19 protein-coding genes and 2 pseudogenes are annotated in these 26,045 nt (G+C 58.2%); 5 read left to right on the top strand and 16 right to left on the bottom strand.

The window, feature by feature from the left end:
* The first annotated feature begins 146 nt into the window (after nucleotides 1–146).
* Nucleotides 147–2,789: a phosphomethylpyrimidine synthase ThiC gene (gene thiC / locus AH68_RS04540; RefSeq protein ID WP_144245758.1), complete on the top strand. Its 2,643-nt coding sequence runs from the start codon at nucleotides 147–149 to the stop codon at nucleotides 2,787–2,789.
* A 352-nt stretch (nucleotides 2,790–3,141) separates the two neighbouring features.
* Entirely contained in the window at nucleotides 3,142–4,065 is a 924-nt protein-coding gene (locus AH68_RS04535; protein ID WP_004221895.1) for a LysR family transcriptional regulator, read from the top strand.
* Nucleotides 4,066–4,176: 111 nt separating this feature from the next.
* Here the strand turns inward: AH68_RS04535 and pyrE are convergent, their stop codons facing one another.
* The 12 genes from pyrE to AH68_RS04475 all read right to left on the bottom strand — a co-directional run bounded on the left by pyrE (nucleotide 4,177) and on the right by AH68_RS04475 (nucleotide 18,355).
* Entirely contained in the window at nucleotides 4,177–4,872 is a 696-nt protein-coding gene (gene pyrE / locus AH68_RS04530; RefSeq protein WP_039198048.1) for an orotate phosphoribosyltransferase, read from the bottom strand.
* 28 nt (nucleotides 4,873–4,900) lie between these two features.
* Nucleotides 4,901–5,851 (bottom strand): dihydroorotate dehydrogenase, encoded by a 951-nt coding sequence (locus tag AH68_RS04525; RefSeq protein ID WP_039198046.1) that lies wholly within the window; start codon nucleotides 5,849–5,851, stop codon nucleotides 4,901–4,903.
* 1 nt (nucleotide 5,852) lies between these two features.
* Entirely contained in the window at nucleotides 5,853–6,671 is an 819-nt protein-coding gene (locus tag AH68_RS04520) for a dihydroorotate dehydrogenase electron transfer subunit (RefSeq protein ID WP_039198045.1), read from the bottom strand.
* Between the two features lie 75 nt (nucleotides 6,672–6,746).
* A complete protein-coding gene (pyrF, locus tag AH68_RS04515) occupies nucleotides 6,747–7,709 on the bottom strand; it encodes an orotidine-5'-phosphate decarboxylase (protein ID WP_039198043.1) in 963 nt (320 codons plus the stop codon).
* Nucleotides 7,709–9,127, bottom strand: a complete 1,419-nt coding sequence (locus tag AH68_RS04510; protein ID WP_039198041.1) for a dihydroorotase — start codon at nucleotides 9,125–9,127, stop codon at nucleotides 7,709–7,711. The genes pyrF and AH68_RS04510 overlap by 1 nt, the downstream gene beginning before the upstream one ends.
* 3 nt (nucleotides 9,128–9,130) lie before the next feature.
* Nucleotides 9,131–9,556, bottom strand: a complete 426-nt coding sequence (locus AH68_RS04505) for an aspartate carbamoyltransferase regulatory subunit (protein ID WP_003834948.1) — start codon at nucleotides 9,554–9,556, stop codon at nucleotides 9,131–9,133.
* The gene (gene pyrB / locus AH68_RS04500; protein ID WP_003834949.1) at nucleotides 9,556–10,569 is read right to left on the bottom strand and encodes an aspartate carbamoyltransferase; all 1,014 of its coding nucleotides are present in this window, start codon (nucleotides 10,567–10,569) and stop codon (nucleotides 9,556–9,558) included. The genes AH68_RS04505 and pyrB overlap by 1 nt, the downstream gene beginning before the upstream one ends.
* A 208-nt stretch (nucleotides 10,570–10,777) precedes the next feature.
* Nucleotides 10,778–13,873 (bottom strand): bifunctional [glutamine synthetase] adenylyltransferase/[glutamine synthetase]-adenylyl-L-tyrosine phosphorylase, encoded by a 3,096-nt coding sequence (locus AH68_RS04495; RefSeq protein ID WP_395947837.1) that lies wholly within the window; start codon nucleotides 13,871–13,873, stop codon nucleotides 10,778–10,780.
* Nucleotides 13,874–13,965: 92 nt separating this feature from the next.
* The gene (locus tag AH68_RS04490) at nucleotides 13,966–14,223 is read right to left on the bottom strand and encodes a hypothetical protein (protein WP_039198034.1); all 258 of its coding nucleotides are present in this window, start codon (nucleotides 14,221–14,223) and stop codon (nucleotides 13,966–13,968) included.
* 98 nt (nucleotides 14,224–14,321) lie between these two features.
* Nucleotides 14,322–15,539, bottom strand: coding sequence for a multiple monosaccharide ABC transporter permease (gene mmsB, locus AH68_RS04485; RefSeq protein WP_039198032.1), 1,218 nt, complete (start codon nucleotides 15,537–15,539; stop codon nucleotides 14,322–14,324).
* Nucleotides 15,536–17,092: a sugar ABC transporter ATP-binding protein gene (locus AH68_RS04480; protein ID WP_039198030.1), complete on the bottom strand. Its 1,557-nt coding sequence runs from the start codon at nucleotides 17,090–17,092 to the stop codon at nucleotides 15,536–15,538. The genes mmsB and AH68_RS04480 overlap by 4 nt, the downstream gene beginning before the upstream one ends.
* Nucleotides 17,093–17,173: 81 nt before the next feature.
* On the bottom strand, nucleotides 17,174–18,355 hold the full coding sequence (locus tag AH68_RS04475) for a substrate-binding domain-containing protein (RefSeq protein ID WP_039198028.1): 1,182 nt from the start codon (nucleotides 18,353–18,355) through the stop codon (nucleotides 17,174–17,176).
* Between the two features lie 241 nt (nucleotides 18,356–18,596).
* Between AH68_RS04475 and AH68_RS04470 the strand changes: the two genes are divergently transcribed.
* The 3 genes from AH68_RS04470 (at nucleotide 18,597) to AH68_RS04460 (ending at nucleotide 21,076) form a co-directional block, all read left to right on the top strand.
* A complete protein-coding gene (locus AH68_RS04470; RefSeq protein WP_039198026.1) occupies nucleotides 18,597–19,766 on the top strand; it encodes an ROK family transcriptional regulator in 1,170 nt (389 codons plus the stop codon).
* 42 nt (nucleotides 19,767–19,808) lie between these two features.
* Nucleotides 19,809–20,651 carry an ATP-binding cassette domain-containing protein gene (locus AH68_RS04465; RefSeq protein WP_039198023.1) on the top strand — a complete coding sequence of 281 codons (843 nt, stop codon included), beginning with the start codon at nucleotides 19,809–19,811 and terminating at the stop codon, nucleotides 20,649–20,651.
* A gap of 86 nt (nucleotides 20,652–20,737) precedes the next feature.
* Nucleotides 20,738–21,076 (top strand): hypothetical protein, encoded by a 339-nt coding sequence (locus AH68_RS04460; RefSeq protein ID WP_039198021.1) that lies wholly within the window; start codon nucleotides 20,738–20,740, stop codon nucleotides 21,074–21,076.
* A 135-nt stretch (nucleotides 21,077–21,211) separates the two neighbouring features.
* On the opposite strand, the pseudogene AH68_RS10870 reads toward AH68_RS04460, so the two are convergent.
* The 4 genes and pseudogenes from AH68_RS10870 to metE all read right to left on the bottom strand — a co-directional run.
* Nucleotides 21,212–21,927 (bottom strand): annotated as a pseudogene (locus AH68_RS10870) (methylenetetrahydrofolate reductase); the annotation flags it as partial.
* Nucleotides 21,916–22,587 (bottom strand): annotated as a pseudogene (locus AH68_RS10865) (bifunctional [glutamine synthetase] adenylyltransferase/[glutamine synthetase]-adenylyl-L-tyrosine phosphorylase); the annotation flags it as partial. The pseudogenes AH68_RS10865 and AH68_RS10870, both read right to left, overlap by 12 nt.
* Nucleotides 22,588–22,669: 82 nt before the next feature.
* Complete coding sequence (metF, locus tag AH68_RS04450; protein ID WP_039198019.1) at nucleotides 22,670–23,509, bottom strand: methylenetetrahydrofolate reductase [NAD(P)H]; 840 nt, start codon at nucleotides 23,507–23,509, stop codon at nucleotides 22,670–22,672.
* Between the two features lie 29 nt (nucleotides 23,510–23,538).
* Nucleotides 23,539–25,845 (bottom strand): 5-methyltetrahydropteroyltriglutamate--homocysteine S-methyltransferase, encoded by a 2,307-nt coding sequence (metE, locus tag AH68_RS04445; RefSeq protein ID WP_039198017.1) that lies wholly within the window; start codon nucleotides 25,843–25,845, stop codon nucleotides 23,539–23,541.
* Between the last annotated feature and the right edge of the window lie 200 nt (nucleotides 25,846–26,045).

Genomic DNA, 26,045 nt, shown 5'->3' with positions numbered 1-26,045 from the left:
ACGCGTCGACCAAACAGCCTGCATCGCGAAATCATCAATCGTAATTTCGTTTTCTATCCCGTGTATCCAAGAATACGGGCGTGTCAGTATACCCATTTACTGACGAAATCAAATTTCCCAACCCAAAACAGCATAATCAAGGGGGAATCATGAATAATTATCCATATGCGTCGATGCGAGACAGCTTCGACCTGAGCGCCTATCTTGTGGTAGGACCACAGGATTGCAAAGGCCGACCGATCACCGACGTTATCGATGACGCATTGCGCGGGGGCGCAAGCTTCATCCAACTGCGCGCCAAAGACGCTGATGCGAAGGATCTTACCGACATGGCGCGTGATATCGCGCAGATCATCGAAGACAACAATAAGTCGGATTCCGTGGCATTCGTGATCGATGACCGCGTGGACGTGGTGTGGCAGGCCCGCAGCAAAGGCATCAAGGTTGACGGCGTGCACATCGGGCAGACCGATATGGAACCGCGTGAAGCCCGTGCACTGCTTGGCGAAGATGCCATCGTGGGATTGTCGGCGGAAACGGAAAGCCTGGTCAAACTCATCAACGAATTGCCTGACGGCTGCATCGACTATATCGGTGCGGCGCCGTTGCATGTTTCCGTCACCAAGCCGGAAGCATCCGTAGGCGGCAATGACGGTTCAGGTCGCACGCTTGACGAAGAGCAGATCAACACTATTTGTTCAGCCAGTGGTTTTCCGGTAGTGGTAGGCGGTGGCGTGACCGCAGATGATATGGAAATGCTGGCGCATTCAAAGGCGGCAGGCTGGTTCGTGGTGTCCGCGATTGCAGGAGCCGATGATCCTGAAGCCGCAACCCGAGATATGGTAGCGCGTTGGAAAGCCGTACGTGGCGACACGAAGCACGGGTACGCGCCGCGCATGAAAGCCCAGAAAACGGCGGAAATCAACACTGACAACACAGCCGACGGCGCATCCGGCGAAAAGAAGTTCACCAATGCGAAGGAAGCCAAGGCCGCATCCAAGCTTGCCAAGCAACAGCGCGTCGACATTGCCGCACGCGATTCCAAGCAGCGAGACAAAGCACATATTCGTAAAACCACGCCGGTGCATTTCGAAAACGAATTCGGTTCCTACGATCTGCAAGTGCCGTACACCGAAATCAAATTGTCTGACACTCCTGGCGTCGGACCGAACGCACCATTCAAGGATTATAACACCGAAGGTCCGAAATGCGATCCGAAGGAGGGTCTCGCTCCCCTACGCTTGGACTGGATTCTTGACCGTGGAGACGTCGAAGAATATGAAGGACGTCGCCGCAATTTGGAAGATGACGGCAAGCGCGCCATCAAGCGCGGCAAGGCCTCCAAGGAATGGCGTGGTCGCCAGCATAAGCCGATGAAGGCCAAGGATCATCCGGTGACGCAAATGTGGTATGCGCGCCACAACATCATCACGCCGGAAATGCGCTATGTGGCGGAACGCGAGCATTGCAGCGTGGAATTGGTACGCAGCGAACTGGCCGCAGGGCGTGCGGTCATGCCTTGCAATATCAACCATCCCGAAGCTGAACCCATGATCATCGGCTCGAAGTTCCTCACCAAGCTCAACGCCAATATGGGCAATTCGGCGGTCACTTCGTCTATTGACGAGGAGGTGGAGAAGCTCACGTGGGCCACCAAGTGGGGTGCCGACACTGTGATGGATCTGTCTACCGGCAACGACATTCACACCACTCGTGAATGGATTCTGCGCAACTCCCCCGTGCCGATTGGCACTGTGCCAATGTATCAGGCGCTCGAAAAGGTGGAGGATGATGCGTCCAAGCTCAGCTGGGAACTGTTCCGCGACACGGTGATCGAACAGTGCGAGCAAGGCGTGGATTACATGACGATTCATGCCGGTGTGCTGCTGCGTTTTGTGCCGTTGACGGCGAATCGTATGACGGGCATCGTTTCGCGTGGCGGTTCGATCATGGCCGAATGGTGTTTGCAGCATCATCAGGAAAGCTTCCTTTATACGCATTTCGATGAGTTGTGTGAGATCTTCGCCAAGTACGATGTCGCGTTCTCACTAGGTGATGGACTTCGTCCGGGATCACTTGCCGATGCGAACGATGCGGCACAGTTCGCCGAACTGATGACTTTGGGCGAGCTTACCCAGCGCGCATGGGAACACGACGTGCAGGTGATGATCGAAGGACCCGGCCATATTCCGTTCGACACCGTGCGCATGAACATCGAAATGGAAAAGGCGATCTGCAAGGACGCGCCGTTCTATACGCTTGGACCGCTCACCACTGACACCGCTCCCGGCTACGACCACATCACGTCGGCGATCGGCGGTGTGGAAATCGCCCGCTATGGCACTGCCATGCTGTGTTATGTGACGCCGAAGGAACATCTTGGGTTGCCGAATAAGGACGATGTGAAGCAAGGTGTGATCGCATACAAGATCGCCTGCCATGCGGCTGATATCGCCAAGCATCATCCGCACGCCATCGACCGCGACAATGCCATGAGCAAGGCACGTTTCGAATTCCGTTGGCTTGACCAGTTCAACCTGAGCTACGATCCGGACACCGCCATCGCGTTCCATGATGATACTTTGCCGGCCGAGCCTGCGAAGATGGCGCATTTCTGTTCGATGTGCGGCCCGAAGTTCTGCTCCATGGCCATCAGCCAAAACATCCGCAAAAAATTCGGTAATGCCGAAGCACAGGAGAAGCTCGTCGCCGACGCGCAAACCATCGCTGCCGGCATGCAAGAAATGAGCGAACGCTTCCGCGAGCAGGGCGGCCATCTGTACCAGTAGACCGAACTGTAGTAGGTTGTGACGAACGGGATTGTCTGGTTTGTAGAAAACCGGGCAATCCCTTTTTTGTCGCTTGTATGTCGATATAGGGCACTCCGATAGGGACAACTCTTTTGCTTGTAGGCCTGACCCGTCAAGTAGGCCCTGACTCGTCAAGCCGGTCTGCTCCCATTGGGCGAACACTTGACCGGTTTTGTCGAGCACGGTTTTTGGGGTTTCCAACTGTGTACGATCCTCGTCAAGCTGCAATTGGTTTTTCACGTCTTCGATCTGCGTGATTGGCAGTCCACTATCCAGACAAGAGGGTATAAGCACTCCCCCTACGGTCAGTACATGGCTCTAACCTGAATTTATGACTCTTCTTCAGCTGAAATATATTGTGAAAATCGTGGAATGCGGTTCCATGAACGAAGCCTCGCACGAGCTGTACGTGTCACAGCCCGCGTTGAGCTCGTCTGTGAAGGAACTCGAGAACGAGCTTGGCATCGAAATCTTCACCCGCTCGTCGCAAGGCATCGCCTTGACCGTGGACGGAGCGGAATTCCTCACCTACGCGCGCCAGGTGCTCGATCAGGCGTCGCTACTCGAAGAACGTTACAAGAACGCGAAGCCACGCAAACAGCTGTGCTCCGTGTCCACACAGCATTACATGTTCGCCGTCGAAGCGTTCGTGGAAATGATCAACTCCATCAAATCCGACGAATACGAGTTCACCATTCGCGAGACACGCACCAAAGACATCATCAACCAAGTGGCGAACATGCTTTCCGAAATCGGCATCATCTACCTGTCCGATTTCAACAAAGACGTGATCGGCAAGATGTTGCGCGAAAAGCATTTGGAATTCCATCCACTGTTCCGTGCTCCGTTGCATGTGTTCATTTCACGCAACAATCCGCTGGCCGGCAAGAAGAAAGTCACGATGGACGACTTGAAGCCATTCCCGTTCATCCAGTACGAGCAGGGCGAGGAGGGCAGCTTCTTCTTCGCCGAAGAGGCGGTCTGGCCGGAATACTCCCCCAAGCAGATTAACGTGACCGACCGTGCGACGATTCTGAACTTCATCATCGGTCTGAACGGCTACACCGTGTGCACCGGCATCGACAACGGCGATCTCAACAATGAGAAAATCGTGACCGTGCCGCTTGACACCGATGAGACCATGCTGGTCGGCTGGATCACAAACGAACGTGCGAAGCTGTCGAAGGCCGCGGAAAACTATTTGGAGAAGCTCAAGTCGGTGGTGGCCGACCATGGATACAACCTGATCGACTGAATGCACTCTGATATGATCTGATATGAGATATGAAAAAGTGCCTCGCACCGATGCTTTCGATTGGTGTGAGGCACTTTTCATATATTCAATTGTAGGACCTGCCTATAGAATTCAGGCGCCATACTGCTCCAGATAGGCGTCGGCAGCGGCCTTGATCTCGTCAGTCACGTACGCGGTGCCGTCAGCAGTTTCGATACGCTGGCCAGCCTCGAAGATCTCACGCACATTGGCGATGGCGAATACCGGGAAGCCGAACTCTGCTTCGACGGCCCTCACCGCGGACGTGTCGGAATCCTTGGTCTTTTCCATACGATCCACGGAAAGCACCAAGCCGACGACCTCCACATTCGCTTCGGCCTTGAGCTTGGGAATGACCTCGCGTACTGCGGTGCCTGCGGTCATCACATCGTCGACGAGCAGTACCTTCATGCCGTCGGTCAGCTGAGTGCCGACCATCATGCCGCCGTCGCCATGATCCTTCTTCTCCTTACGGTCAAAGGTGTAGCCGACCTCCATACCGTGGCCGGAAGTCAGAGCGATCGCGGTGGAGACGCCCAGCGGAATGCCCTTGTAGGCAGGGCCGAAAATGGTGTCGATGTCGTTCGGCAAATTGCCTGCTTCGATTTCCGCCGCGATCTTCTCCGCATAGAATGCGCCGAGCGTGGCGATCTTACGTCCGTCGTTGAATGCGCCCGCATTGATGAAATACGGCGACTTACGACCGGACTTCAGCGTGAACTCGCCGAATTTCAGCGCCTGTGCTTCCAGCAGGAACTTGGTAAAACGGTGGTCGAGGGATTCAGTCATGTCATGCTCCTTTGATGAATGATCGAGATCAGCGCCAAGTTTCGCCCTTGGCGAGCTTGTCTGCGAGTTCGGGACGTGCGTCGAGCAGGTCGTCGAGTTCGCGGGCCACGCGCAATGGTGCGGTCGGTTCGAACAGTGCGGCCGCGCCGACTTCCACGGCGTTCGCTCCGGCATACAGGTATTCGAGCGCCTTCTCGCCGGAATCGATGCCGCCGATGCCGATGATCGGAGTGCTCGGTAATGCGGAGCGGGTCTTCCACACGGCCACGAGTCCCATCGGCAGCACGGCCGGTCCGGAAACGCCGCCGGTCACATGGTCGATGATCGGCTCCCCAGTGCGAATGTTGATGCGCATGCCGAGCAGTGTGTTGATCATGCTCAGCGCGTCGGCACCGCTTTCCACGGCCGCGCGGGCAGGCACGGTGATGTCGGTGACGTTCGGCGTGAGCTTGACAATCATCTTCTTGTCGGTAAGCTTGCGCAGTCGGGTGATCAGACGGCTCAAGGCTACCGGATCGGTGCCGACGCTCATGCCTCCAGCGGACACGTTCGGGCAGCTCACATTGATTTCCAGCATGTCGGCCGGCGAATCGTTCAGCTTGGACACGACTTCGACATAGTCGTCGTCGCAGTGGCCAGCCACATTGGCGATGACCGTGGCGTTGATGGCCTTGAGCTTGGGCAGGTCGTCTTCCAAATAATGGTCCACGCCCGGGTTCTGCAGGCCGACCGCGTTGATGTTGCTGGATGGGCCTTCAGCGGTACGGATGCCTGGATTGCCTTCCCATGGCACCGGGGAGACGCCCTTGGTGGTGACCGCGCCCAGTTGGCTCACGTCGTAGAACCAGCGGACCGCCGCATACTGGAAGGTGCCGGAAGCCGTGGCGACCGGATTCTTCCACGGCACGCCCGCCACCTGCGTGGGATGCTTCCATTCGTACGAACCGTACAGGTTCTCATGCTGGGTATCGTCGATCATCTCATTCACCCCATCCCAAACGTTCGCGAGTAAAGACCGGACCGTCGGAGCAGACCTTCAAACGTCCGTCCAACGTGTCGACCGTGCACAGCACGCAAGTGCCATAACCACAGCCCATGCGCTGTTCCAAGCTCAGCTGGCATGCCATATCACGCTTCGCGGCCCATGCAGCCACTGCCTTCATCATCGGCAAAGGTCCGCAGGTCAGAATCACCGGCTTAAGCTCGTCACTGAGCAGCTCGTCTTCGATACGGTCGAGCAGGGTGATCACATTGCCTTCGCTCTCGTCGATGCTGTACACCTTGTCAGCATACTTGCCCACATATTCGTCGCCGAAATGCACGTTACGGTAGCCGAACACCGCGGTGCTGACCGCGCCTTCGACGCCGGCAATATGCTGCGCCGCATACACGAGCGGAGGCACACCAAGGCCACCAGCCACCAGCACATAATTGGCCGGCTCCTTGGTCTTGAACGAATTGCCAAGCGGACCCATCACACGAATGGTGTCTCCCGGCTTCAGCTGCGCGAATTCGGCGGTGCCCTTGCCTACCACGGCGAACATGAGGCTGACTTCGTCGCCGTTGGTTTCGCAAACGCCGAACGGACGCGGCATCAGCTTGCTTGAATCGTTGGAATATACGTCAACGAATTGTGCCGGCTTTGCATGGCTGGCGATGTATTCGTCGCGGAACGTCAAACGGTACACGCCGTCAGTCAGTTCCTGATTGTCAACGACCTCGACTTCATGCCGGCTCGGGAAAAAACCTGCCATAGTCGCCTCGGCAACGGTCGGAACGAACGTTGTTGCGGTGGTCATGAACTCCCTCTCTATTACGTTCGATGGTTTGATGGTTGTTTTTCTTTCAGATTGAACAGTTGGACAGTCGGCAGGTTACGGCAAGACCGCACGCAGATTGTCACGCATGTCTTTGGCTGCCTCACGTGCCGATTCGGCGACCAGGTTCAAAGCATCATCGGCGCTCATGGATTCGGAATACTTGCCGGACTTCTTCCATGCTCCGATAATGCCTCGGGACGAATTGACGAGAGCACCCATGCCGTCACGGTCGAACATGCCGGCTACGCCCTGCGCGGTGCCACCTTGGGCACCGTAGCCCGGCACCAGGAAGAATGTGTGCGGCATGCGTGTGCGCAATGCCTTGCCTTCCTCCGGGTGAGTGGCTCCGACCACCGCGCCAACGCGCGAATAGCCGTTCTTGCCAACGGTTTCAGCACCCCAACCTTCCACCAGATCGGCAACATGCTCGTATACGCATTCGCCGGAAGCGAGTTCAAGTTCCTGCAGTTCGCTGCTGGACGGGTTGGAGGTGCGCACGAGCACGAAGATGTCTTTGTCGTTATCGGTGGCGGCGTCGACGAACGGTGTGATGCCATCGGTGCCGAGGTATGGGTTCACGGTTACCGCATCCTCATGCCATGGATCGTAGGCGGTGTCGCCCAATCCTACACCGCTGAGGTGATGCGCATATGCGGCCGCGGTGGAGCCGATGTCTCCGCGCTTGACGTCGCCGAGCACATACAATCCCTTCTGCTTGGCGTATTCACAGGTCATAGTGTATGCGTCGATGCCTGCCGGACCAAGCGCCTCATACATGGCGATCTGCGGTTTGACCGCAGGTACGATGTCTGCGACGGCGTCAATAATGGCGCGATTGAATTCGAAGAAGGCCACGGAAAGCTGCATGGCCGGCACTTCCGCCGGATCTTCAACCTGTTCGCTGATTTCCTCGGCAAAGCTGGCCACGATTTGCGCTGGCACGAGCGCTTCGGTCGGGTCAAGTCCCACAATGCTCGGATTCTGCTTGGCTTCGATTGCTTCGATCAGGCGATCCATCAATCCTCCTTGTTGATACGGCTGAAGACTAGTTTCGAGCCGATGATGGTGGCGAGCGGACGGCCGGTGACCTGCCATCCGCCAAACGGAGTGTTGCGAGCCGAGGAATGGAATCGTTCAGGATTCACGATCCATTTCTCGTCGGTGTTGAGCACTACCAGATCCGCGCGGTCTTCTGCAGGAACCTTGACGAGGTCCAGCACGCGTTTGGTGTCGTCGTCTCCGGGGACGGCGTCTGCGTATTCGTCAAGCAACGCTGTGATGTCGGCTTTGCTGTGTCCCATAAGTTCGGCTGGCGCAGTCGACATGAGTTCAATCAGGCGTTCGTCGGAGATAAAGCCGCCGTCCACAAGAATCTTGTGGCATACGCCATACGCGCATTCAAGACCAATGATGCCGTTCGGAGCATCGAGGAAACCAAGGTCCTTCTCTTCCATGGTGTGCGGTGCATGGTCGGTGGCCAGCAGATCGACGGTGCCGTCAGCTACGGCTGCGATGGTTGCCTTGCGATCCTCTTCGGAGCGCAACGGCGGATTCATCTTGGCGAGAGTGCCGTATTTCAGCAATGCTTCATCGCACAACGCAATGTAGTGCGGTGCAGTTTCGCACGTGATCGGTAATCCTTCAGCTTTGGCCTTGCGAATCGCATCGAAGGAAATCGCAGTGCTGACATGCTGGAAGTGCACATGCACGCCGGTCTTGCGCGCCATCTCGATATCGCGTTCGACGATCTTCAGTTCGGTATCTTCGGGAATGCCGGGTACGCCTAGTTCTCGTGATACGGGACCTTCATTGACCGCCCCGGTATCGTGGTGTTCGCAATGCTCGATCAGGTACAAGCCTGATTCCTTGACGTTGTCGAACACTTGGTCGAGGATTTCCGGTGTTACCGCGGAACCGTCATCGCTGATGGCGGTCACCGGGTGGCACAGCTGGTAGGCGTCCTTGTTGTCGTCATCATGTTCCGGCAGGTAACCGATCCAGTCGGCCACATCGGTCGCTTCCTTGCCTGCACGCCCTTTGGAAGCGCATACGCACAGGTCATAGCGCACCGGCAAGGTCACATCATGGGCTTGTTCGTAATGCTGCAGATAGTCGATGACCGTGTCGAAACCGGCGTCGAGCACTTCGCTGGCACCCGGTTCCCCCGCCGTCACCTTCACGCCATCCATGGCGGGAACGGTGTTCGGCATGATGAGCACGTTCGTGTATCCGCCAGAGGCGGCGGCCGCGCAGCCGGAAACCATGGATTCCTTGTAGGTCTGGCCCGGATCGCGGAAGTGGACGTGGGGATCTTCGAATCCCGGGGCGATGGACATGACCGAAGCGTCCACCGTTTCATCAGTGTCGGATGGGATGATCAGATCAATGACTTCGCCGGTGTTCCAAACCTTGATGTCGTGAAGGGTGAGGGTCATGGATCAGAACTTCGCTTCCTCGTCGCAGTAGTCGCAGCGGTATTCCTGACGGTCGGAATGCACCAGGTGGAACATCTGCACGGCCGGCTCGGTGGTAGTCACGCAGCGCGGGTTCACGCATTTGATGATATTGACCACATGTTCCGGCAGTGTAGGCTGCTTTTTCTCTACGATTTTACCGCCGCGCACAATGCCGACGGTTGCGGTGCGTGCCACAAGGCCGAGCACGTCAAGGTCGATGGTTTCGGCTTCCTCTTCGCTTTCGATCTTGATGATGTCTTTGGTGCCGAACATGTGGCTATCGGTGTTCATGATCAGCGCGAGCTTGGTCTTAGCCGGATCAATTTTCAGGTATTCGAGCACCTTGAGCGCGGTGCCGGCAGGCACATGGTCGATGATGATGCCGTTCTGAATGCTGGTGACTTCCATCAGGCCGCAACCTCCTTGGATTCAAGCGGTTCGTATCCCGGCAGTTCGTCTCCAACCACCGAGCTTTCCAATGCCATGCGCATGAGCATGCCGTTCTTGACCTGTTCGAAGTAGGCGGCGCGTGGGTCGTCATCCACTTCAACGGCAATTTCGTTGACTCGCGGCAACGGGTGCAGCACAGCCATGTCTTTTTTGGCGTAAGCCATCTTGGCTTCGTCGAGAATGTAGGTGTCGCGCAGTCGCAGATAGTCGTCTTCGTTGAAGAATCGTTCCTTCTGCACGCGGGTCATGTACAGCACGTCGAGATCGCCAATCACCGAAACCAGATCTTTGACTTCCGTGTAAGAGCAGGAGTCGGTGGCGTTGATACGGTCGAGCACGTACTGCGGGGTCTTGAGCTCGTCCGGGCTGACCAACACAAAGTTCACATTGCCGAAACGGCACAGGGTTTCGATCAGGGAGTGCACGGTACGACCGAAGGTAAGATCGCCGCACAGACCGACGGTCAGATTGTTCACGCGACCGAAACGCGACTGCAGCGTCGCCAAATCAGCCAAGGTCTGCGTGGGGTGCATGTGTCCACCGTCGCCGGCATTGATGACCGGTACGGAAGCCGCGCGGGACGCCACGAGAGCAGCACCCTCCTTCGGGTGGCGGATCGCCACCACATCCACGTAGTTGGACACGGTTTTCAGAGTGTCCGAAATGGTTTCACCCTTGGTCACGGAAGCGAGCTGGGCGCCAGCGAAGCCGATCACCTTGCCGCCAAGTCGGAGCATGGCGGTTTCAAAGCTCAGACGCGTACGGGTGCTGGGCTCATAAAACAAAGTGGCGAGCACCCTGCCGTCGCAGGCGTGCGCCACTTCTTTACGATGAGAATCAATGTACTGCGCCTTGTGGAGTAATTCCTGAATCTGGCGAATGGAAAGATCATCCAATGTGATGACGCTTTTTCCTACCATCGGCGTTTCAACCGCCTGTTCGAGTACTGAAGACAACGGCTCACCTTTCATGCAACTTGTGGTTGAAGGTGGCCACTCGAAGTGACCTAGCCAACTATAGCCTGAAATGCAGACCCTGACGGTTCACCGCGTGTTCACGAATACTCGTGGAGCGGTCTCCGTCCTTCCATAGGCAGAAGCCTTGATCCAGCACATTCGTCAGAGCCGTATGGCCTCGATCCGACGGTCACAACATGTTCCTCGCCGTTAACTTCCTAGCTCACGAACGGCCGTAGAACAGGCGTTCCGTTACGTCGCGGGCCTTGCGCATTACTGCAAGCAGATCGTTCTCGAAATGCTGCCCTCGGTTTGCATCGTATCCGAGACATACGGCGATACCTCCCAGCGAATATGAATCGTCCGGCAGAATATCGGCCTGATTGACGCGTCCGCTCCACAGGTAGCTGCCGTTGCGTGCAGCCGTGCACATGCGCCATGCCTTACGCAACACCACAGCGTCGCCAGCGGAAATCAGCTTGCGATGTTCCAGCTCGTCTAACGCCAGCAACGTACCGTTGACGCGCAGGTTGGCGTTGTTTCCCGCATGCTGCAATTGCAACAGTTGAATCGTCCACTCAACATCCGATAGTCCACCCTTGCCGAGTTTCAGATGGCGATCCCTGCGTACGCCGCGCGGCAAACGTTCAGCTTCCATACGCGCCTTAAGCTTGCGGATTTCGGCGATTTGCGTTTCCGTAAGATCGATTTTCGGATAACGCAACGGATCGGCGATGTTCATCAGGAAGTCCTCGGCGAGCGCCACGTCGCCTGCTGCGTATCGGGCGCGTAGCAGTGCCTGGTGTTCCCATGTGCTTGCCCAGGATCGGTAATATTCCTCGCAGGATGCGTAGGATCGTACGAGTGGTCCGTTTTTGCCTTCAGGCCTTAAGTCCATGTCGAGTTCGATTTTTGGTTCAAATGTGGTTGGGCCTTGCAGGATCGCGCGCAGGTCTTCCTGTACTTTGCGTGCGAAGAGGTTGGCTTGGGCGTCGTCGGCGCCTTTGGATGGCCGATAGATGATGATCACGTCGGCGTCGGAGCTGAAGTTGACTTCCCTGCCGCCGTAGCGTCCCATGCCGATGATGGCGATTGCGGCGGGCGCTTGTTCGAGCTGCATGTCGTTGATGCGATGCTGGATGGCCCATTGCAGTGACGCTTCGATGGCTGCGTCGTATACGTCGGTCATGCCGGCGAGCGATGCTTCATCGTCGATCACGCCGCTCATCCATGCGAGGCCGATGCGTTCGATTTCGTGTCTGCGCATGGCTCGGATGGAGTTGGCGAAGTCGTTGATGTTGCCGGCATTGCGTTCGAGCGTTGCTTTGGTTTGGATATTGAGGCTTTCGCGCGAGCGTGGTTGCAGGGATTCGTCGTTGCCAAGCCAGGTGACGGATTCGACGGATTTGTTGAGCGCGTCTCCGAGGAATCGTGAGTTGGATAGTATGTGGCATAGGCGTTGTGCCGCTGATGGCGAGTCACGTAGGAATCCGAGGTATTCGCTTTCGGAACCGAAGTTTTCTTCGAGTTTGCGCCAGTTGAGCAGTCCCATGTCTGGATTCTGCCCTTCGCCGAGCCATTGCAATACCGCGGGCAGCAGGATGCGGTTGATTTTCGCGGCTCGGGAGATGCCTGCGGTGAGTGCGGTGACGTGGCGCATGGCCGCGTCAGCGTCGGCAAATCCGATGGATTCGAATCGTTCCTGCGTGGCTTTCGTGGAGAGTTCCACCTGTTCGTCGTCGAGTCCCGCGTTGATGGGCAGCATGGGCCTGTAGTAGATGTCCATGTGCAGGTGACGTACTTCGCGACGTGTCTCATCATATTTATTGACGAGTTCTTCGGGATGCATGTGGAACGCGCGCGCGAGTCGTCGTAGTTCGAGATTTTGGTTCAGCTCGTCGATGGTGATGTCTCGTTTGCGTTCAAGGCCTCCCGCGTTGGCTTTGCCGAGGTCCGGGAACAGGTGGGTGCGTTTGAGCGCCCACATTTGCTGTCGGTGTTCCAGCACTCGTTCGAATCGGTAGTCCCATGAGAGTTTTTTGGCTTGTTTGCGTGACACGTATCCACCTTCGGCCAAGGCTTGCAGGGATTCGAGTGTGGAGCTGGTGCGCAATGCCTCGTCGGAGCGTCCGTGCACGAGTTGGAGCATCTGCACGGTGAATTCGACGTCGCGCAGGCCTCCCCTGCCGAGTTTGATTTCACGGTCTTTCAGCGGGTTGGGAATAAGATCTTCGACACGTTTGCGCATCTGCTGGCAGTCGTAGACGAAGTTGTCTCGTTTGGATGCGGTCCAGACGAACGGTCGGGTCATGCTCATATACGCCTGGCCGAGGTCAGAATCGCCAGCTACCGGGCGCGCTTTGAGCAGGGCTTGGAATTCCCAGTTTTCCGCCCATTGCTCATAATAGGCTTCATGGGATTCGAGCCGGCGTACCAGTGGTCCATCCTTGCCTTCGGGACGCAGTCCGCCGTCGATCTGCCAAAGCGTCGGTTCGGCGACGCCCATAATGACGGATTGGCATACACGTTGCAGGGTGGTCGCCATTTTGGTGCCGACTCGGCTGAGCGTCATGCCGTTGGTGTCTGCGTCGGCGGGTTCCACCACGTAGATCAGGTCCACGTCGGATACATAGTTGAGCTCTTGTGCGCCCAGTTTGCCCATGCCGATGATGGCGAAACGCACATGTTCGCTGCCGTCCACTTCATGGCGTGCGATGGCGAGCGCGCCTTCAAGCGCCGCGTCCGCAAGGTCGGAAAGCTCGGTACTGATACGCGGTTGGATTTCGGTGGGATCGTTTGCCGTGGCGTCTTGCGTCATGATTGCGGCGAGTTGTTTGCGATAGGTTTTACGCAGCGCCGTCGCAGCTTCGGCAAGTGGCAGATTTGCGGTCGGCATGGCATGGTCATTGGGATCGGCCCCTACCGATTTGAGCACATGCGCTCTGCGCTGTTCGTGATTGTAAAGATGGCTTTCGCAGGCGTCATTGGCCGCGGCCTCCACGAGTTCGGGACGGAATCGCATGAGCTTGCCCATTTCATCGGATACACCGAGCACGGTGATGAGCCGTACGAGCGCCGCCTCGTCGGGCACCATGGCGTCGAAGTCGCGCCCCTGGCTTTGCATCGCGTTGGTGATGTCGACGAAGTTGGAAAGCGCGCAGTCTGGGTCGCACGCCTTGGACAGAGCCTTGAGCATACCAACCAGCCGTTCGTCGGACACGCCGTCGGCTTTGAGCCGGCCGAGGTTCGCGCGTGCGTCGTCGAGGTTCTGCAGCCCGGTGCGGATCAGATCCATGGCCGATGGATGGAAAGCGTTCATTGAGTTCATATCTAGTTAATGTACACGCCATGCCCCGTTCAGACGCGATTTCGGTCGATCTGCGACCGCCTCCGCGTTTCACGACAGACATGTCATCGACGATGCTCCATCGAGGTCCCCACATCGTGGGACGTCGATGCCTGATCGCCGTCCTTCGTGTTCCAGCCAACGACGGCGCAACGGGCGCACCAGCCGATCACGACGAGCAGACACAGCGAGAAAACGATGGTAGACCAGTCGAGCAACGAGCCGTCGGCCTGTGCCTGCATCAGCGACTGGGCGAGCCAGATCACGCAGGCGAGGCAGGTTAGCGCATAGAGACGGGCGGTGGAATGCGTATTCAGTCGCATGAGGACTCCTTTTCTTTCGACAATGAGCATGGGACGGGCGGATGGGGTCGGCATCGCCGCGATGCCGACCCCATCCGCCGGAGGGGATTCGGAACGGATCAGCTCTTCCTGCGCTTGGACATGATATCCACGGCGACGGCCAGCAGGAGCACAAGGCCCTTGATGGTCTTCACCACGGCGGTGTCCACGCCCATGATCGACAGACCCTGGTTGATGACGCCCATCACGAATGCGCCGACCACCGCCCCCGGAATCGTGCCGATACCGCCGGTGACGGCCGTACCGCCGATGAAGCAGGCGGCGATGGCGTCCATTTCGAACTCCATGCCGGCCTGTGCAGTCGCGGAAGCCAGACGGGACAGCATGCAGACCGCGGCGACGGCGGAGAGGAAGCCCATATGGACGAACAGCAGGAAGTCGACGCGCTTGGTGTTGATACCGGAGAGGATGGCTGCCTTGCGGTTGCCGCCGACGGCGTAGACGTGACGACCGAACACGGTCCGGGTCAGGATGAAGTTGTAGACGAGCACGAGCACGCCGACGATGACGAGCATAATCGGGATGCCGCCCTGTTCCGCGTTGCCCGAAGAGGCCAGCAGATAGGTGACGAACGCAATGACCACGGCCGTGAGGACGATCTTGAGGATAGTCAGGTTCATCGGTTCAGGCACCAGGCCGACCTTCTCGACGCGCTTGCGCTTGCGCAGCTGGGAGAAAGCGTAGCCGACGATGCACAGCACGCCGACGACAAGGGTCAGGCCATCGAACGGCCCCCAGAAACCCAGGATATTCGGCAGATAGTCACGGGCGATGCCACGGAAGGCATTGGAGGTGATCGGCACGGATTCGCCAACGATCACGGTGGCGAGCCCTCGGAACATCAACATGCCAGCCAAGGTGGTGATGAAGCCCGGGATGCCCACGTAGGCCACCCAGAATCCCTGCCAGACGCCAACGATGAGGCCGACGACGAGGGAGAGGAGGATGGCGAGAGTCCAGTTCATACCTGCGCGCTCCATCAGCAGGGCACAGACGCCGCCGATGAAGGCGACTAGCGAACCGACAGACAAGTCGATGTGGGTGGCGATGATGACCATCACCATGCCGATGGCGAGGATAATCACATAGGCGTTCTGCTGGATCAGCGACACGAAGCTGTTCGGCTTGAGCAGCACACCTCCGGTGAGGATCTCGAAGGCGATGACGATCACGAGCAACGCGCCGACGATGCCGTATTGGCGGGCATTGTTGCCGATGGTGGCCAGCAGGCTGACCTTCTCTTTCTTCTGTGCAGATGTTGCGGTTGTGGCGCTCATCGGGCGTCCACCTTCCTTTCCTTGGTCATTCCCTTCATCAAGTATTCCTGAGTGAATCCATTCTTCTCGACGTTGTCGGTGACGACGCCGTAACTTACGGTGTAGATGCGGTCGCAGATGCCGATGAGTTCCGGCAGTTCGGAGGAGATCACGATGACGGCCTTGCCGGCGTCGGCCAGCTGGTCGATAATCTCGTAGATCTCGTATTTGGCGCCGACGTCGATGCCTCGGGTCGGTTCGTCGAGGATGAGGATGTCCGGCTGGGAGATCACCCATTTGGCGAGTACGACCTTCTGCTGGTTGCCGCCGGAAAGCGTGCCGACGTTCACATCGATGTCATGACATTTGATGTGGAAGTCCTTGCGGTATTCTTCAACCTCCTTGCGTTCGATGTTATCGTCCATCACACCGTGCCGGCTCATCTTCTTCAACGAGGCGAGCGAGGCGTTCTCACGGATGTTCTGCAACAGGTTTAGGCCGTATACCTTGCGATCCTCGGTAGCGTAGGCGATTCCGGCGTCGATGGCGGCCTGCACGTTCGGCAGGTTGACCTTCCTGCCTTTGACGTACACGTTGCCTGAGATGTTCGAGCCATAGGACCGTCCGAACACGCTCATGGCCAACTCGGTGCGGCCGGCACCCATCAGCCCCGCGAGCCCGACGATCTCGCCGGCGCGCACGTTGATGTTCGCGTGGTCCACAATCACGCGCTCGACGTCGAGCGGATGATGCACGGTCCAATCCTCGATGCGCAGATATTCCTCGCCCGGCTTGTTAGAGGGATGATCCGGATACAAGTTGTGCAGCGGGCGACCGACCATCTTGCGGATCAGCTCGTCCTGATCGAGCGGTGTCTCCGGCGTCACGTACATCTGTCCGACGGTGGAGCCGTCACGAATGATGGTGACGTTATCGGCGACAGCGGCGACCTCGTTGAGCTTGTGCGTGATGATGATGCTAGTCACGCCCTGCTCGTCGCGCAGCTGGCGCACCAGACCGAGCAGATGGGCGGAGTCCTCGTCGTTCAGGGCTGCGGTGGGCTCGTCGAGGATGAGCAGTTTCACATCCTTGCTCAGAGCCTTGGCGATTTCGACGAGCTGCTGCTTGCCGACACCGATGTCCATGATCTTGGTGTCCGGATCCTCCGGGAGACCCACGCGATCCAACAGCTTTCTGGACTCGGCGCGAGTCCAGTCCCAGTCGACGACGCCGGCCCTGGCTCGCTCGTTGCCAATGAAGATGTTCTCGGCGATGGACAGGAACGGACTCAGCGCCAGCTCCTGATGGATGATCACGATGCCATCAGCCTCGGAGTCATTGATCGTGCGGAATCTGCATTCCTTGCCGTCGAAGACGATCCTGCCGCTGTAGCTGCCGTATGGATACACACCGGAAAGCACGTTCATCAACGTCGATTTGCCCGCGCCGTTCTCGCCGCAGATGGCATGGATCTCGCCACGGCCCACCTCCAGATTCACGTCAGTCAGGGCCTTGACCGGTCCGAACGTCTTGGTGATGTTCTCCATCATCAGAATGGTGTCTGTTTGAGACATTTCATCACTCCTCATATTGTGTTGCGAGGGGATGGGGCGCACGCCACGACGGCCGCGTGCCCCATCCGTCGAACCGTCGCGTCACTTGATCTGATCCTCGAGCAGCGTGCCCTTAGTCAGTTCGTTGAAGCGGCTCTGGGTCACGTAGTTCGCCTTCACCAGATCGGAGAGGTTGTCGATGGTGATGCCCTGCGGGTCAAGCAGCTTGGACGGCACGTCCAAGTTGCCGTTGTTGAACTTGCCGTTGATGCCGGACACCTCCTTGCCCTCGGCGATCTCGATGATCAACTCCTCGACGGCGTTCGCGAGCTTGTTCACGTCCTTGAACACGGTCTCGCCCTGCTTGCCGTTAGCGATGTTGGCGATGGAGATCTCCATCGCGTCCTGGCCAGTGATGTACGGCCAGCTGTCGGTGCCGGGCTTCATATCCGGGCGCTTGGACTCGATGGCGTTGGCCACGCCTTGGGTGATGCCGTCGTAAGGGCTGAGCACCGCGTCGAGTTTCTCGCCGTGCGCGTAAGTGGAGTCGAGGATGGATTCCATATCCTTCTGGGCCTGCTCGGCCTTCCAAGACTGCACGCCGATCTTCTGCCAGATGTCCTCGGCCTTGTCGGAGGCCTTCACGCCGCCGCCGTGGTTGGATGGGTTGACGAGGATGCCCTTCTCGAAGTAGGGCTGGAGTAGATCCCATGCGCCCTTGAAGAAGTATTTGGAATTATTGTCGTCCGGGGAGCCTGCGAACAGCTCGATGTTGAACGGGCCGGTGGCGCCGTCCTCCAACCCGAGTTTGTCGATCAGCCAGGTGGCCTCGAGCACGCCAGTCTGCTCCAGCTGGAACGTGGCGTAGTAGTCGACCGCGTCGGTGTTCATGATCAGACGGTCGTAGGCAATGACCTTCGCGCCAGCGTCACGGGCCTTCTCGACGGCTGGACCGACCGCGGTGCCGTCCTTGGAGGCGACCACGACGATCTTCGCATCGTTGTTGACCATGTTCTCGATGTCGGCGTTCTGTTGGGCGGGCTTGTCATCCGCGAACGACAGGATGACCTTGTACCCTTGCTTCTCAAGATTGGCCTTGAGGTTGTTGCCATCCTTGTTCCAGCGCTCCTCGGATTTGGTCGGCATCGAAATGCCGATGGTTGCGCCTTTCTCGATCTTGTCGCCGTCGCCAGACTGTCCGGTTCGACTGCTGCCGCAGGCCGTGAGACCCGCGCACATCGCCACGCCCGCCACGACGGCGACGATCTTCTTGGTGAACTGCATATATTCTCCTTCATCTTTGAGGGTGACGGAACAACCATCGTTCCGTTTGTGATCCGGACCATCCCGGTTCATCCCATAGTATACATCTTGAGTTAAGTTGTCAAACTTATTTTGGTTCTTAGACGATTTTTAAATTCAGTTATCGAACATAAGAGCTGTATATGCGCCTTTCGACGCGACACGCCGCAGGAAGAGCGCACACGGCCCCGGCGACTACCGTGTCGGACTACACTGGATATCCATGGCAACACGACTTTTCGGCTCACAAACCTCCCTGCGCGAGGCAAACCGCGCCAACCTGCTGTCCAGTATCCACAAATTCGGTGCCATGACGCAGGTCGAACTCGCGGAGGTCACCGGCCTCTCCACCGCGACGGTCTCCACACTCGTCCACCAACTCGTCGACGAGGGACAGCTGGAGACCAAAAGCACCATACGCAACGGCCGCAGGGCTACCTTGGTCAAACTCGCCCACAATCAGGGTCTCGGCATCGGCCTGTGGATCGCGCAACGCGAACTGAAACTGGCCGTCGTCGATTTCTCTAAATCAATCATCGCGGAGCATATGCTGCCGCTTCCCCTCGGACACAAGGCCGACACCACACTGGAACGCGCGATACAACTCATCGATGAGACCATGACCAGTATCGACGCTGATCTCGGGGAGATCGCCGGCATCGGCGTGGCCTTGGCCGCACCAGTCGCCATCGGCGACCACATGATCGCCATCCCCGGCATCATGCCCGGGTGGGATGGCTTCGACATCGTCTCCCTGCTAAGCACCGCATTCAACACCCCCGTATACGTCGACAACGATGCAAACTACGCCGCCTACTGCGAATCGCGCATGGGCGCGGCAATTGGCAAGCGCGACTTCGTCTATATCTCCACCAATGACAACGTAGGCGCGGGTATCGTTGCCGGCGGGAAGATCATGCACGGGGTGACCGGCCTAGCCGGCGAGATCGGCCATATCCAAGTCGATCCGCTCGGTGCGATCTGCTCCTGCGGCAATCGCGGATGTCTCAACACCATCGTCTCTGAGAACCGGCTGGTGCAACTGCTCAGCGTCACACACGGCAACATGACGATGGATGACCTCGTGGCACAGGCGAACGACGGCGACCCCGGATGCCGCCGCATCATCGCCGACACGGCGGTGCGCATCGGGCAAGTGGCCGCCGACCTGTGCATCAGCATCGACCCGGAGGTCGTCGTGGTCGGAGGCAAACTCGCCATGACCGGCGAGGTGTTCACGCAACCGTTCAATGAAGCGCTGCAGCGGCTGCTGTTCCCCGACGCGGTCATGCCGATCACGGTGCTGAGCTCCCCTCACCCGAGCGGCAACTGCGCGCTGGGTGGCGCGCTCGCCGCCATCGGACATGCGATCCGCAACAGCATCGCAGCATAGACGAAACACCCATGAGGGAAAGGTCAAGGAAAGAGGGATGACATGAGGAACGCAAGTACACCTCCGTTGCTGCGATTGGAGGACATCTGCGTCAGATTCGGATTCGTCGAGGCGCTGAAATCGGTGAATCTGACCATCGATCGCAAAGAGGTCATTGCCATCGTGGGCGACAACGGCGCCGGCAAGTCCACACTGATGAAGGTGATCTCCGGTTTTCTGCAACCCGGATTCGGGCATATCTATCTCAACGGCGAACAGGTGACGATCCCATCGATCCGGGAGGCGGACCGCATGGGCATCGCTTCCGTCTTCCAAGGCCAGGAGCTCTGCGACAACCTCGATGTGGCTTCCAATCTTTTCCTCGGCAAGGAGATGCAGTCGGGCTGGGTTCGTGACGACGATATGATGAACACGCGAGCCCGTTCCGTGCTCGGAGCGCTGAACTCCGCGATCCGCGTGGGGTCCCCCATCGCCTCGCTGTCGGTGGGGCAGCGTCAGACCGTGGCCATCGCCCGCACGCTGCTCAACGACCCGCAGCTCATCCTGCTCGACGAGCCGACCGCCTCGCTGTCGGTGATGCAGGCTGCAGAAGTGCTGTCCTACATCAAACGGATACGTTCCGATGGCCGGTCGGTGGTGATGGTCTGCCATGACCTGCCGAACGTGTTCGCGGTGTCGGATCGCATCGTGGTCATCCGACAAGGACGTATCCGCGGCGTGTATCGCACCGCCAAGACCTCCTACGAGGAGATTATCGCGCAAATCGCTGGCGTTGACGCCGGACATGGGAGCGAGGGGATGACGGAGAACCCGAAATACGCCAACATGATCCATCAGCGCAAGCTCATCGACCGCACGATCAGCGCCGAGATGAATCTCGAATAGAAGGAGGGCATCCGGCGCGCACCGATGCGCCACGGTAGACTGATGCAATCGCATATCTTCATCGCCTGTTCCGGGAGGGAACGTTCATGAGCACTCAGGACATCATCATCTGTGTCGCCGTCGCCATCGCATCCGTGGCGATCGGCCTGTTCTTCGGTTTCGTGCCGATGAAGACGGACAAGACCACCGAATCACAGAACAAATATTCGCAAGTCCTCGGCATCGTCGCCGTGGGACTAACCATCCTGCTGATCTTCGCCAAGCAGAATCTCGCCTCGTGGGTGGCGATTTTCGCAATGATTGCAGGTTGGGCCGTCGCCAAGACCCCGCCACTGCACCGTTGGGTGCTTCACTGCTTCCCGTGGTTCGAGCCCGCCAAGCCGAAAACACCACTGAAGCGTGCGAGGAATACCAAGAAAAAGTAGAAGTCCCAACCGTGACGTCGGATAGAACGATCTTGCGTGATATCCGACGCAACAGGACTCTCTCGGCGTCACATATATGACGTTCCGCCATCCCCGCGGAACACAATCGCAGCGCGGCGAACAGGCAGATAATCCTCAGAACAGCGGCTGCACGTTACGCCAGATGTGACGGGCGATGCCGGAATGGTTCATCGAATACAAATGGACGCCGTCCACGCTCCGGGCCACTAAATCGGCGATTTGCTCGGAGGCGTAGATGATGCCGGCCTCCTTCAGCGTAGCGGGGTCACTCCCCCATCGTTGCAGAATCCGATCCAGCCTCTCCGGCACTCGAGAGGCGCACATCGAGGTCATGCGCCGCACGGATTGCTCGTTGGTCACCGGCATGATGCCGGCCTCGATCGGCACGTCGATGCCGGCGGCGCGCACCCTGTCCACGAAGCGCAGGAAATCGGCGTTATCGTAGAACAGTTGCGAGATCAGGTGTGTCACGCCGGCGTCGACTTTGATTTTGAGATTCTCGATGTCCTCGTCCAGTGTTGCCGCCTGCGGGTGTTTCTCCAGGTAGCAGGCGTCGTACGGTTTGAGGTTCGGACGGCGCTCATGCACATATGCCGCCAGATCGGAGGCGTGCTCGAACACGCCGGCCGGCTCACGACCTTCCACGTGATCGCCGCGCAGGACGAGCACACCGAGACCTTGGCCTGGTCGAACATGTCCAACGCCTCGTCCACGGCCTCGTGATCCAGATACTGCGCGGTCAGATGTGTCACCGCGTCGATGCCGTATTCTTAGCGGATCGCGTTCGCGATGCGCGCCGTAGCCGTGTGATCGGAGGATTTGCCCATGCCGATGATGGCGAAACGTACATGTTCGCTGCCGTCCACTTCATGGCGTGCGATGGCGAGCGCGCCTTCAAGCGCCGCGTCCGCAAGGTCGGAAAGTTCGGCGCTGATGCGCGGTTGGATTTCGATGGGATCGTTCGCCGTGGCGTCTTGCGCCATGATTGCGGCGAGTTGTTTGCGATAGGTTTTACGTAGCGCCGTCGCAGCCTCGGCAAGTGGCAGGCTTGCGGCCGGCATGGCATGGTCATTGGGATCGGCTCCTACGGATTTGAGCACATGCGCTCTGCGCTGTTCGTGATTGTAAAGATGGCTTTCGCAGGCGTCGTTGGCTACGGCCTCCACGAGTTCGGGCCGGAATCGCATGAGCTTGCCCATTTCATCGGATACGCCGAGCACGGTGATGAGCCGTACGAGCGCCGCCTCGTCGGGCACCATGGCGTCGAAGTCGCGCCCCTGGCTTTGCATCGCGTTGGTGATGTCCACCAGGTTGCTGAGTTCGACGTCAGGATCGCACGCTTTTTCCAGCGTTGTCAGCAGCAGTCGCATTCTGTCATCGTCAATGCCGTCATTGTGCAGCTCATCGAACAATGTGCGAGCTTTGTCGAAATCTTGCAGCCCTGCTCGAATCAGATCGAGCGCTCCGAACTTGTGTTGCATGGAAGTCATGGTTTCTATAGCAACCGTATAAAACCAGGGGCGGTTGCGAAATACCCGCAACCGCCCCTGATGTTTGTTGCATCGCCTGAAATCAGACGAAGAATGGTTTGACGTTGGACCAAATACGTCGGCTGACGCATGGATGGTTCATCGTATACAGGTGCACACCGTCGACGCCCCGCGCCACCAAATCGCAGATCTGCTCGGATGCGTAAGCGATACCCGCCTCTTTAAGCAAAGCCTTGTCGCTTCCCCATTTATCGAGCATGATGCCGAGTTTTTCGGGAATCTTCGACTGACATTTGCTCGACATGTTCAACACCGATTTCGCGTTCATGACTGGCATGATGCCCGCTTCGATCGGCACGTCGATGCCTGCAGTCCTCGCTTTGTCGAGGAATCTCAGGAAGTCCTCGTTATCGTAGAACAGTTGCGAGATCAGGTGTGTCACGCCGGCGTCGACTTTCTTTTTGAGATTGTCGATGTCTTCTTCCAGTGTTGCCGCCTGCGGATGCTTTTCCGGATAGCAGGCGCCGTAGATCTTCATGCCCGGACGCTGCTGGCGGATGTACACGGCCAGATCGCTGGCATGGTCGAACACTCCTGCCGGTTCGGCACCGTCGATGCGGTCGCCACGCAAGGCGAGTACGCCGGAGACTTTGGCCTGTTCGAACATATCGAGTGCCTGGTCGACGTCATCCCTGTTCAGATATTGCGCGGTCAGATGGGCCACGCTGGGGATGCCGTATTCGCTTACGGTGTGGGCGATGCGCGCGGTCAGCGTACGGTCGGATGATTTGCCGGTGCCGTAGGTGACGGAAATGAAATCGGGGTCCAACCCCTGCAGGCCATCCAACGTGTCGTAGATGGTACCCACAGGGGAGGTTCGCTTTGGAGGGAACACCTCGAGCGAGAACATTGGCGAATGCATGGCTGTTGTCTTGTTCCTAACGTTTCGCCTTACTTGGCCAGCTTGGCGCGCACAGCCTGGGCTGCGGCCACGAGGTTTTCGAGGCTTGGCCAGGTTTCGGCGTTGCCGCGGGTCTTCAAACCGCAGTCGGGGTTGATCCACACCTTTTCGACGTCCATCTTCTTGAGGATTTCGTAGATGCGTTCCTCGATTTCGGCTTCAGACGGGATGCGCGGCGAGTGGATGTCGTAGACGCCCGGGCCAGCTTCGGTTTCGAAGTTGGCGTCGTGAATGGCGTCGAGCACCACAAGATCACCGCGGGAGGCTTCGAAAGAGATCACGTCGGCGTCCATGGCATCGATGTCGGTGATGATGTCGTTGAACTCCGAGTAGCACATGTGGGTATGGATCTGCGTGGTCGGCTTGACTGCGGAGTGCACCAGTCGGAATGCCGGAATGGCCCAGTCGAGGTACTTCTTGTGCCAGTCGGTCTTCCTGAGCGGTAGCTTTTCGCGCAGGGCGGCCTCGTCGATCTGGATGACCTTGATGCCTGCTGCTTCGAGGTCGAGCACTTCATCGCGGATGGCGAGGGCCAGCTGCTGGGTCTGCTGCTCGTGGGTGATGTCCTCGCGCGGCCAGGACCAGTTGAGAATGGTGACCGGGCCGGTGAGCATGCCCTTCATCACATGGCTGGTGCGGGACTGCGCGTAAGCACTCCATTCCACGGTGATCGGGTTGGCGCGGGACACGTCGCCCCATACGATCGGGGGCTTCACGCAGCGGGTGCCGTAGGACTGCACCCAAGCGTTCTTGGTGAACAGGAAACCGTTGAGGTTCTGGCCGAAGTATTCGACCATGTCGTTGCGTTCGAATTCGCCATGCACAAGCACGTCGAGGCCAATCTGCTCCTGATGTTTGATGCAGGCATCGATCTGCGCCTTCATGTATTCGTCGTATTCTGCCTTGGTGATTTCGCCCTTGCGCAGTCTGGCGCGTTCGGCGCGCACTTCCTTGGTTTGCGGGAAGGATCCGATGGTGGTGGTCGGCAGCAATGGCAGGTTCAACGCCTCTCGCTGTGCCTTCTGGCGTTCGGCGCGTGCCGGCTGGCGTACGAAGTCCGCGTCGGTCAGGGCTGCGAGACGTTCCGCTACGTTCTTGTCGGCGGCGACGCGGGTACCGTCGAACAGTGCCTGGTTGCCGGCCAATGCTTCGGATGCCTTCTTGTCTTCCTCGCTGGCGTCGGCAAGGACCGCGATGTCGTGCAGTTCACCGAGCTTTTCAACGGCGAAGGCGAAATGCTTGCGCACGTCATCGGCGAGACTGTCCTCACCTTCGGTGCTGAACGGCACGTGCAGCAGGGAGCTTGCGCTGGAGACGGCCACGTTGTCGGCGACCTTCTTCAGCGCGTCGACAAGGCCGAGGCTGACGGCGTAATCGTTGCGCCAGATGTTGCGGCCGTTGACCACGCCGGCGAAGATGGTGGTGTTCTCTGCGACGCCAAACTTTTCGACGGCGGCGAGATTCTCATCCTTACCTTCGTTGAGGTCGAGTCCGATGCCGTCGAAGGCGAGCAGGTTGACGGTCTCATACACGTCGGCGATGTGGCCGAAGTAGGTGTTGAGCAGCACCTTGATCTTGCCATTGCGTGCGGGCAGGATCTTGGCGTACAGGCTCTTGAACAGTTCGACGTCGCCCGGCTCCTTGTCGAGCACGAGGTACGGTTCGTCGATCTGGATCCATTCGGCGCCCAGTTCGGCGAACTTGGCCACGACCTCGGCGTAGACGGCGGCGACCGCGTTGATCAGGCCCTTATCGTATTCGAGTTCTTCGGCCTGCGGGTTGCGGGCTAGCTTGAGGAAGGTGTACGGGCCGATGAGTACCGGCTTGGTGGTGATGCCGAGCGCCTTCGCCTCGTTGAACTCGTCGAACGGCTTGGTGCTGTTGAGCTTGATGTCGGTGACTTCATCGACTTCCGGCACCAGATAGTGGTAGTTGGTGGTGAACCACTTCTTCATCGGCAACGCGGTGACGTCGCCCTTGTCTCCCTGGTAGCCGCGGCCCATGGCGAACAGCGTCTCCTCGGGATTGTCGAAGGCGAGGCGCTGATAGCGCTGCGGAATGACATTCAGCAGGATGGCAGTGTCAAGCATTTGGTCGTAATAGCTGAAGTCGTTGCTCGGAATCAGGTCGATTCCTGCTGCCTGCTGCAACTTCCAATGCTTGGCACGCAGCTCCTTGGCGGTGGCGCGCACGTCGTCAAGCGCGGCGGCACCCTTCCAATAGGCTTCGATAATTTTCTTCAGCTCGCGGTTCTGGCCGATGCGCGGGAAACCGGAGACGGAAGTGAGAGCGGACATGAATCCTCCATCTGATATAAACAATGCAACCCGCTCAAGCTATCACAAAACGCCTTGCTATAAGGCATTAAGAAAACTTGAGTGTCGTTATAAGCACGGTTTATAGCGGTGAGGTTTCTGCATGCGTTGCCACGCTTGGAGTTTCGTGTTTCCACCACCTGAGTGTCACTCAAAGTAGACTCTATTTTTCTGCTTTCTCC

It is taken from the genome of Bifidobacterium catenulatum PV20-2, from assembly GCF_000800455.1.
Classification (GTDB): Bacteria; Actinomycetota; Actinomycetes; order Actinomycetales; family Bifidobacteriaceae; genus Bifidobacterium; species Bifidobacterium kashiwanohense_A.
The sequence above is the reverse complement of the archived record's forward strand: the minus strand, read 5'-3'. Positions and strand labels throughout refer to the sequence as shown.

Coding starts and splice junctions, on each gene's coding strand:
- AH68_RS04535 (WP_004221895.1), top strand. CDS start 3,142: ATGACTCTTCTTCAGCTGAAATATATTGTGAAAATCGTGGAATGCGGT.
- pyrE (WP_039198048.1), bottom strand. CDS start 4,872: ATGACTGAATCCCTCGACCACCGTTTTACCAAGTTCCTGCTGGAAGCA.
- AH68_RS04525 (WP_039198046.1), bottom strand. CDS start 5,851: ATGATCGACGATACCCAGCATGAGAACCTGTACGGTTCGTACGAATGG.
- AH68_RS04520 (WP_039198045.1), bottom strand. CDS start 6,671: ATGACCACCGCAACAACGTTCGTTCCGACCGTTGCCGAGGCGACTATG.
- pyrF (WP_039198043.1), bottom strand. CDS start 7,709: ATGGATCGCCTGATCGAAGCAATCGAAGCCAAGCAGAATCCGAGCATT.
- AH68_RS04510 (WP_039198041.1), bottom strand. CDS start 9,127: ATGACCCTCACCCTTCACGACATCAAGGTTTGGAACACCGGCGAAGTC.
- AH68_RS04505 (WP_003834948.1), bottom strand. CDS start 9,556: ATGGAAGTCACCAGCATTCAGAACGGCATCATCATCGACCATGTGCCT.
- pyrB (WP_003834949.1), bottom strand. CDS start 10,569: ATGAAAGGTGAGCCGTTGTCTTCAGTACTCGAACAGGCGGTTGAAACG.
- AH68_RS04495 (WP_395947837.1), bottom strand. CDS start 13,873: ATGAACGCTTTCCATCCATCGGCCATGGATCTGATCCGCACCGGGCTG.
- AH68_RS04490 (WP_039198034.1), bottom strand. CDS start 14,223: ATGCGACTGAATACGCATTCCACCGCCCGTCTCTATGCGCTAACCTGC.
- mmsB (WP_039198032.1), bottom strand. CDS start 15,539: ATGAGCGCCACAACCGCAACATCTGCACAGAAGAAAGAGAAGGTCAGC.
- AH68_RS04480 (WP_039198030.1), bottom strand. CDS start 17,092: ATGTCTCAAACAGACACCATTCTGATGATGGAGAACATCACCAAGACG.
- AH68_RS04475 (WP_039198028.1), bottom strand. CDS start 18,355: ATGCAGTTCACCAAGAAGATCGTCGCCGTCGTGGCGGGCGTGGCGATG.
- AH68_RS04470 (WP_039198026.1), top strand. CDS start 18,597: ATGGCAACACGACTTTTCGGCTCACAAACCTCCCTGCGCGAGGCAAAC.
- AH68_RS04465 (WP_039198023.1), top strand. CDS start 19,809: ATGAGGAACGCAAGTACACCTCCGTTGCTGCGATTGGAGGACATCTGC.
- AH68_RS04460 (WP_039198021.1), top strand. CDS start 20,738: ATGAGCACTCAGGACATCATCATCTGTGTCGCCGTCGCCATCGCATCC.
- metF (WP_039198019.1), bottom strand. CDS start 23,509: ATGCATTCGCCAATGTTCTCGCTCGAGGTGTTCCCTCCAAAGCGAACC.
- metE (WP_039198017.1), bottom strand. CDS start 25,845: ATGTCCGCTCTCACTTCCGTCTCCGGTTTCCCGCGCATCGGCCAGAAC.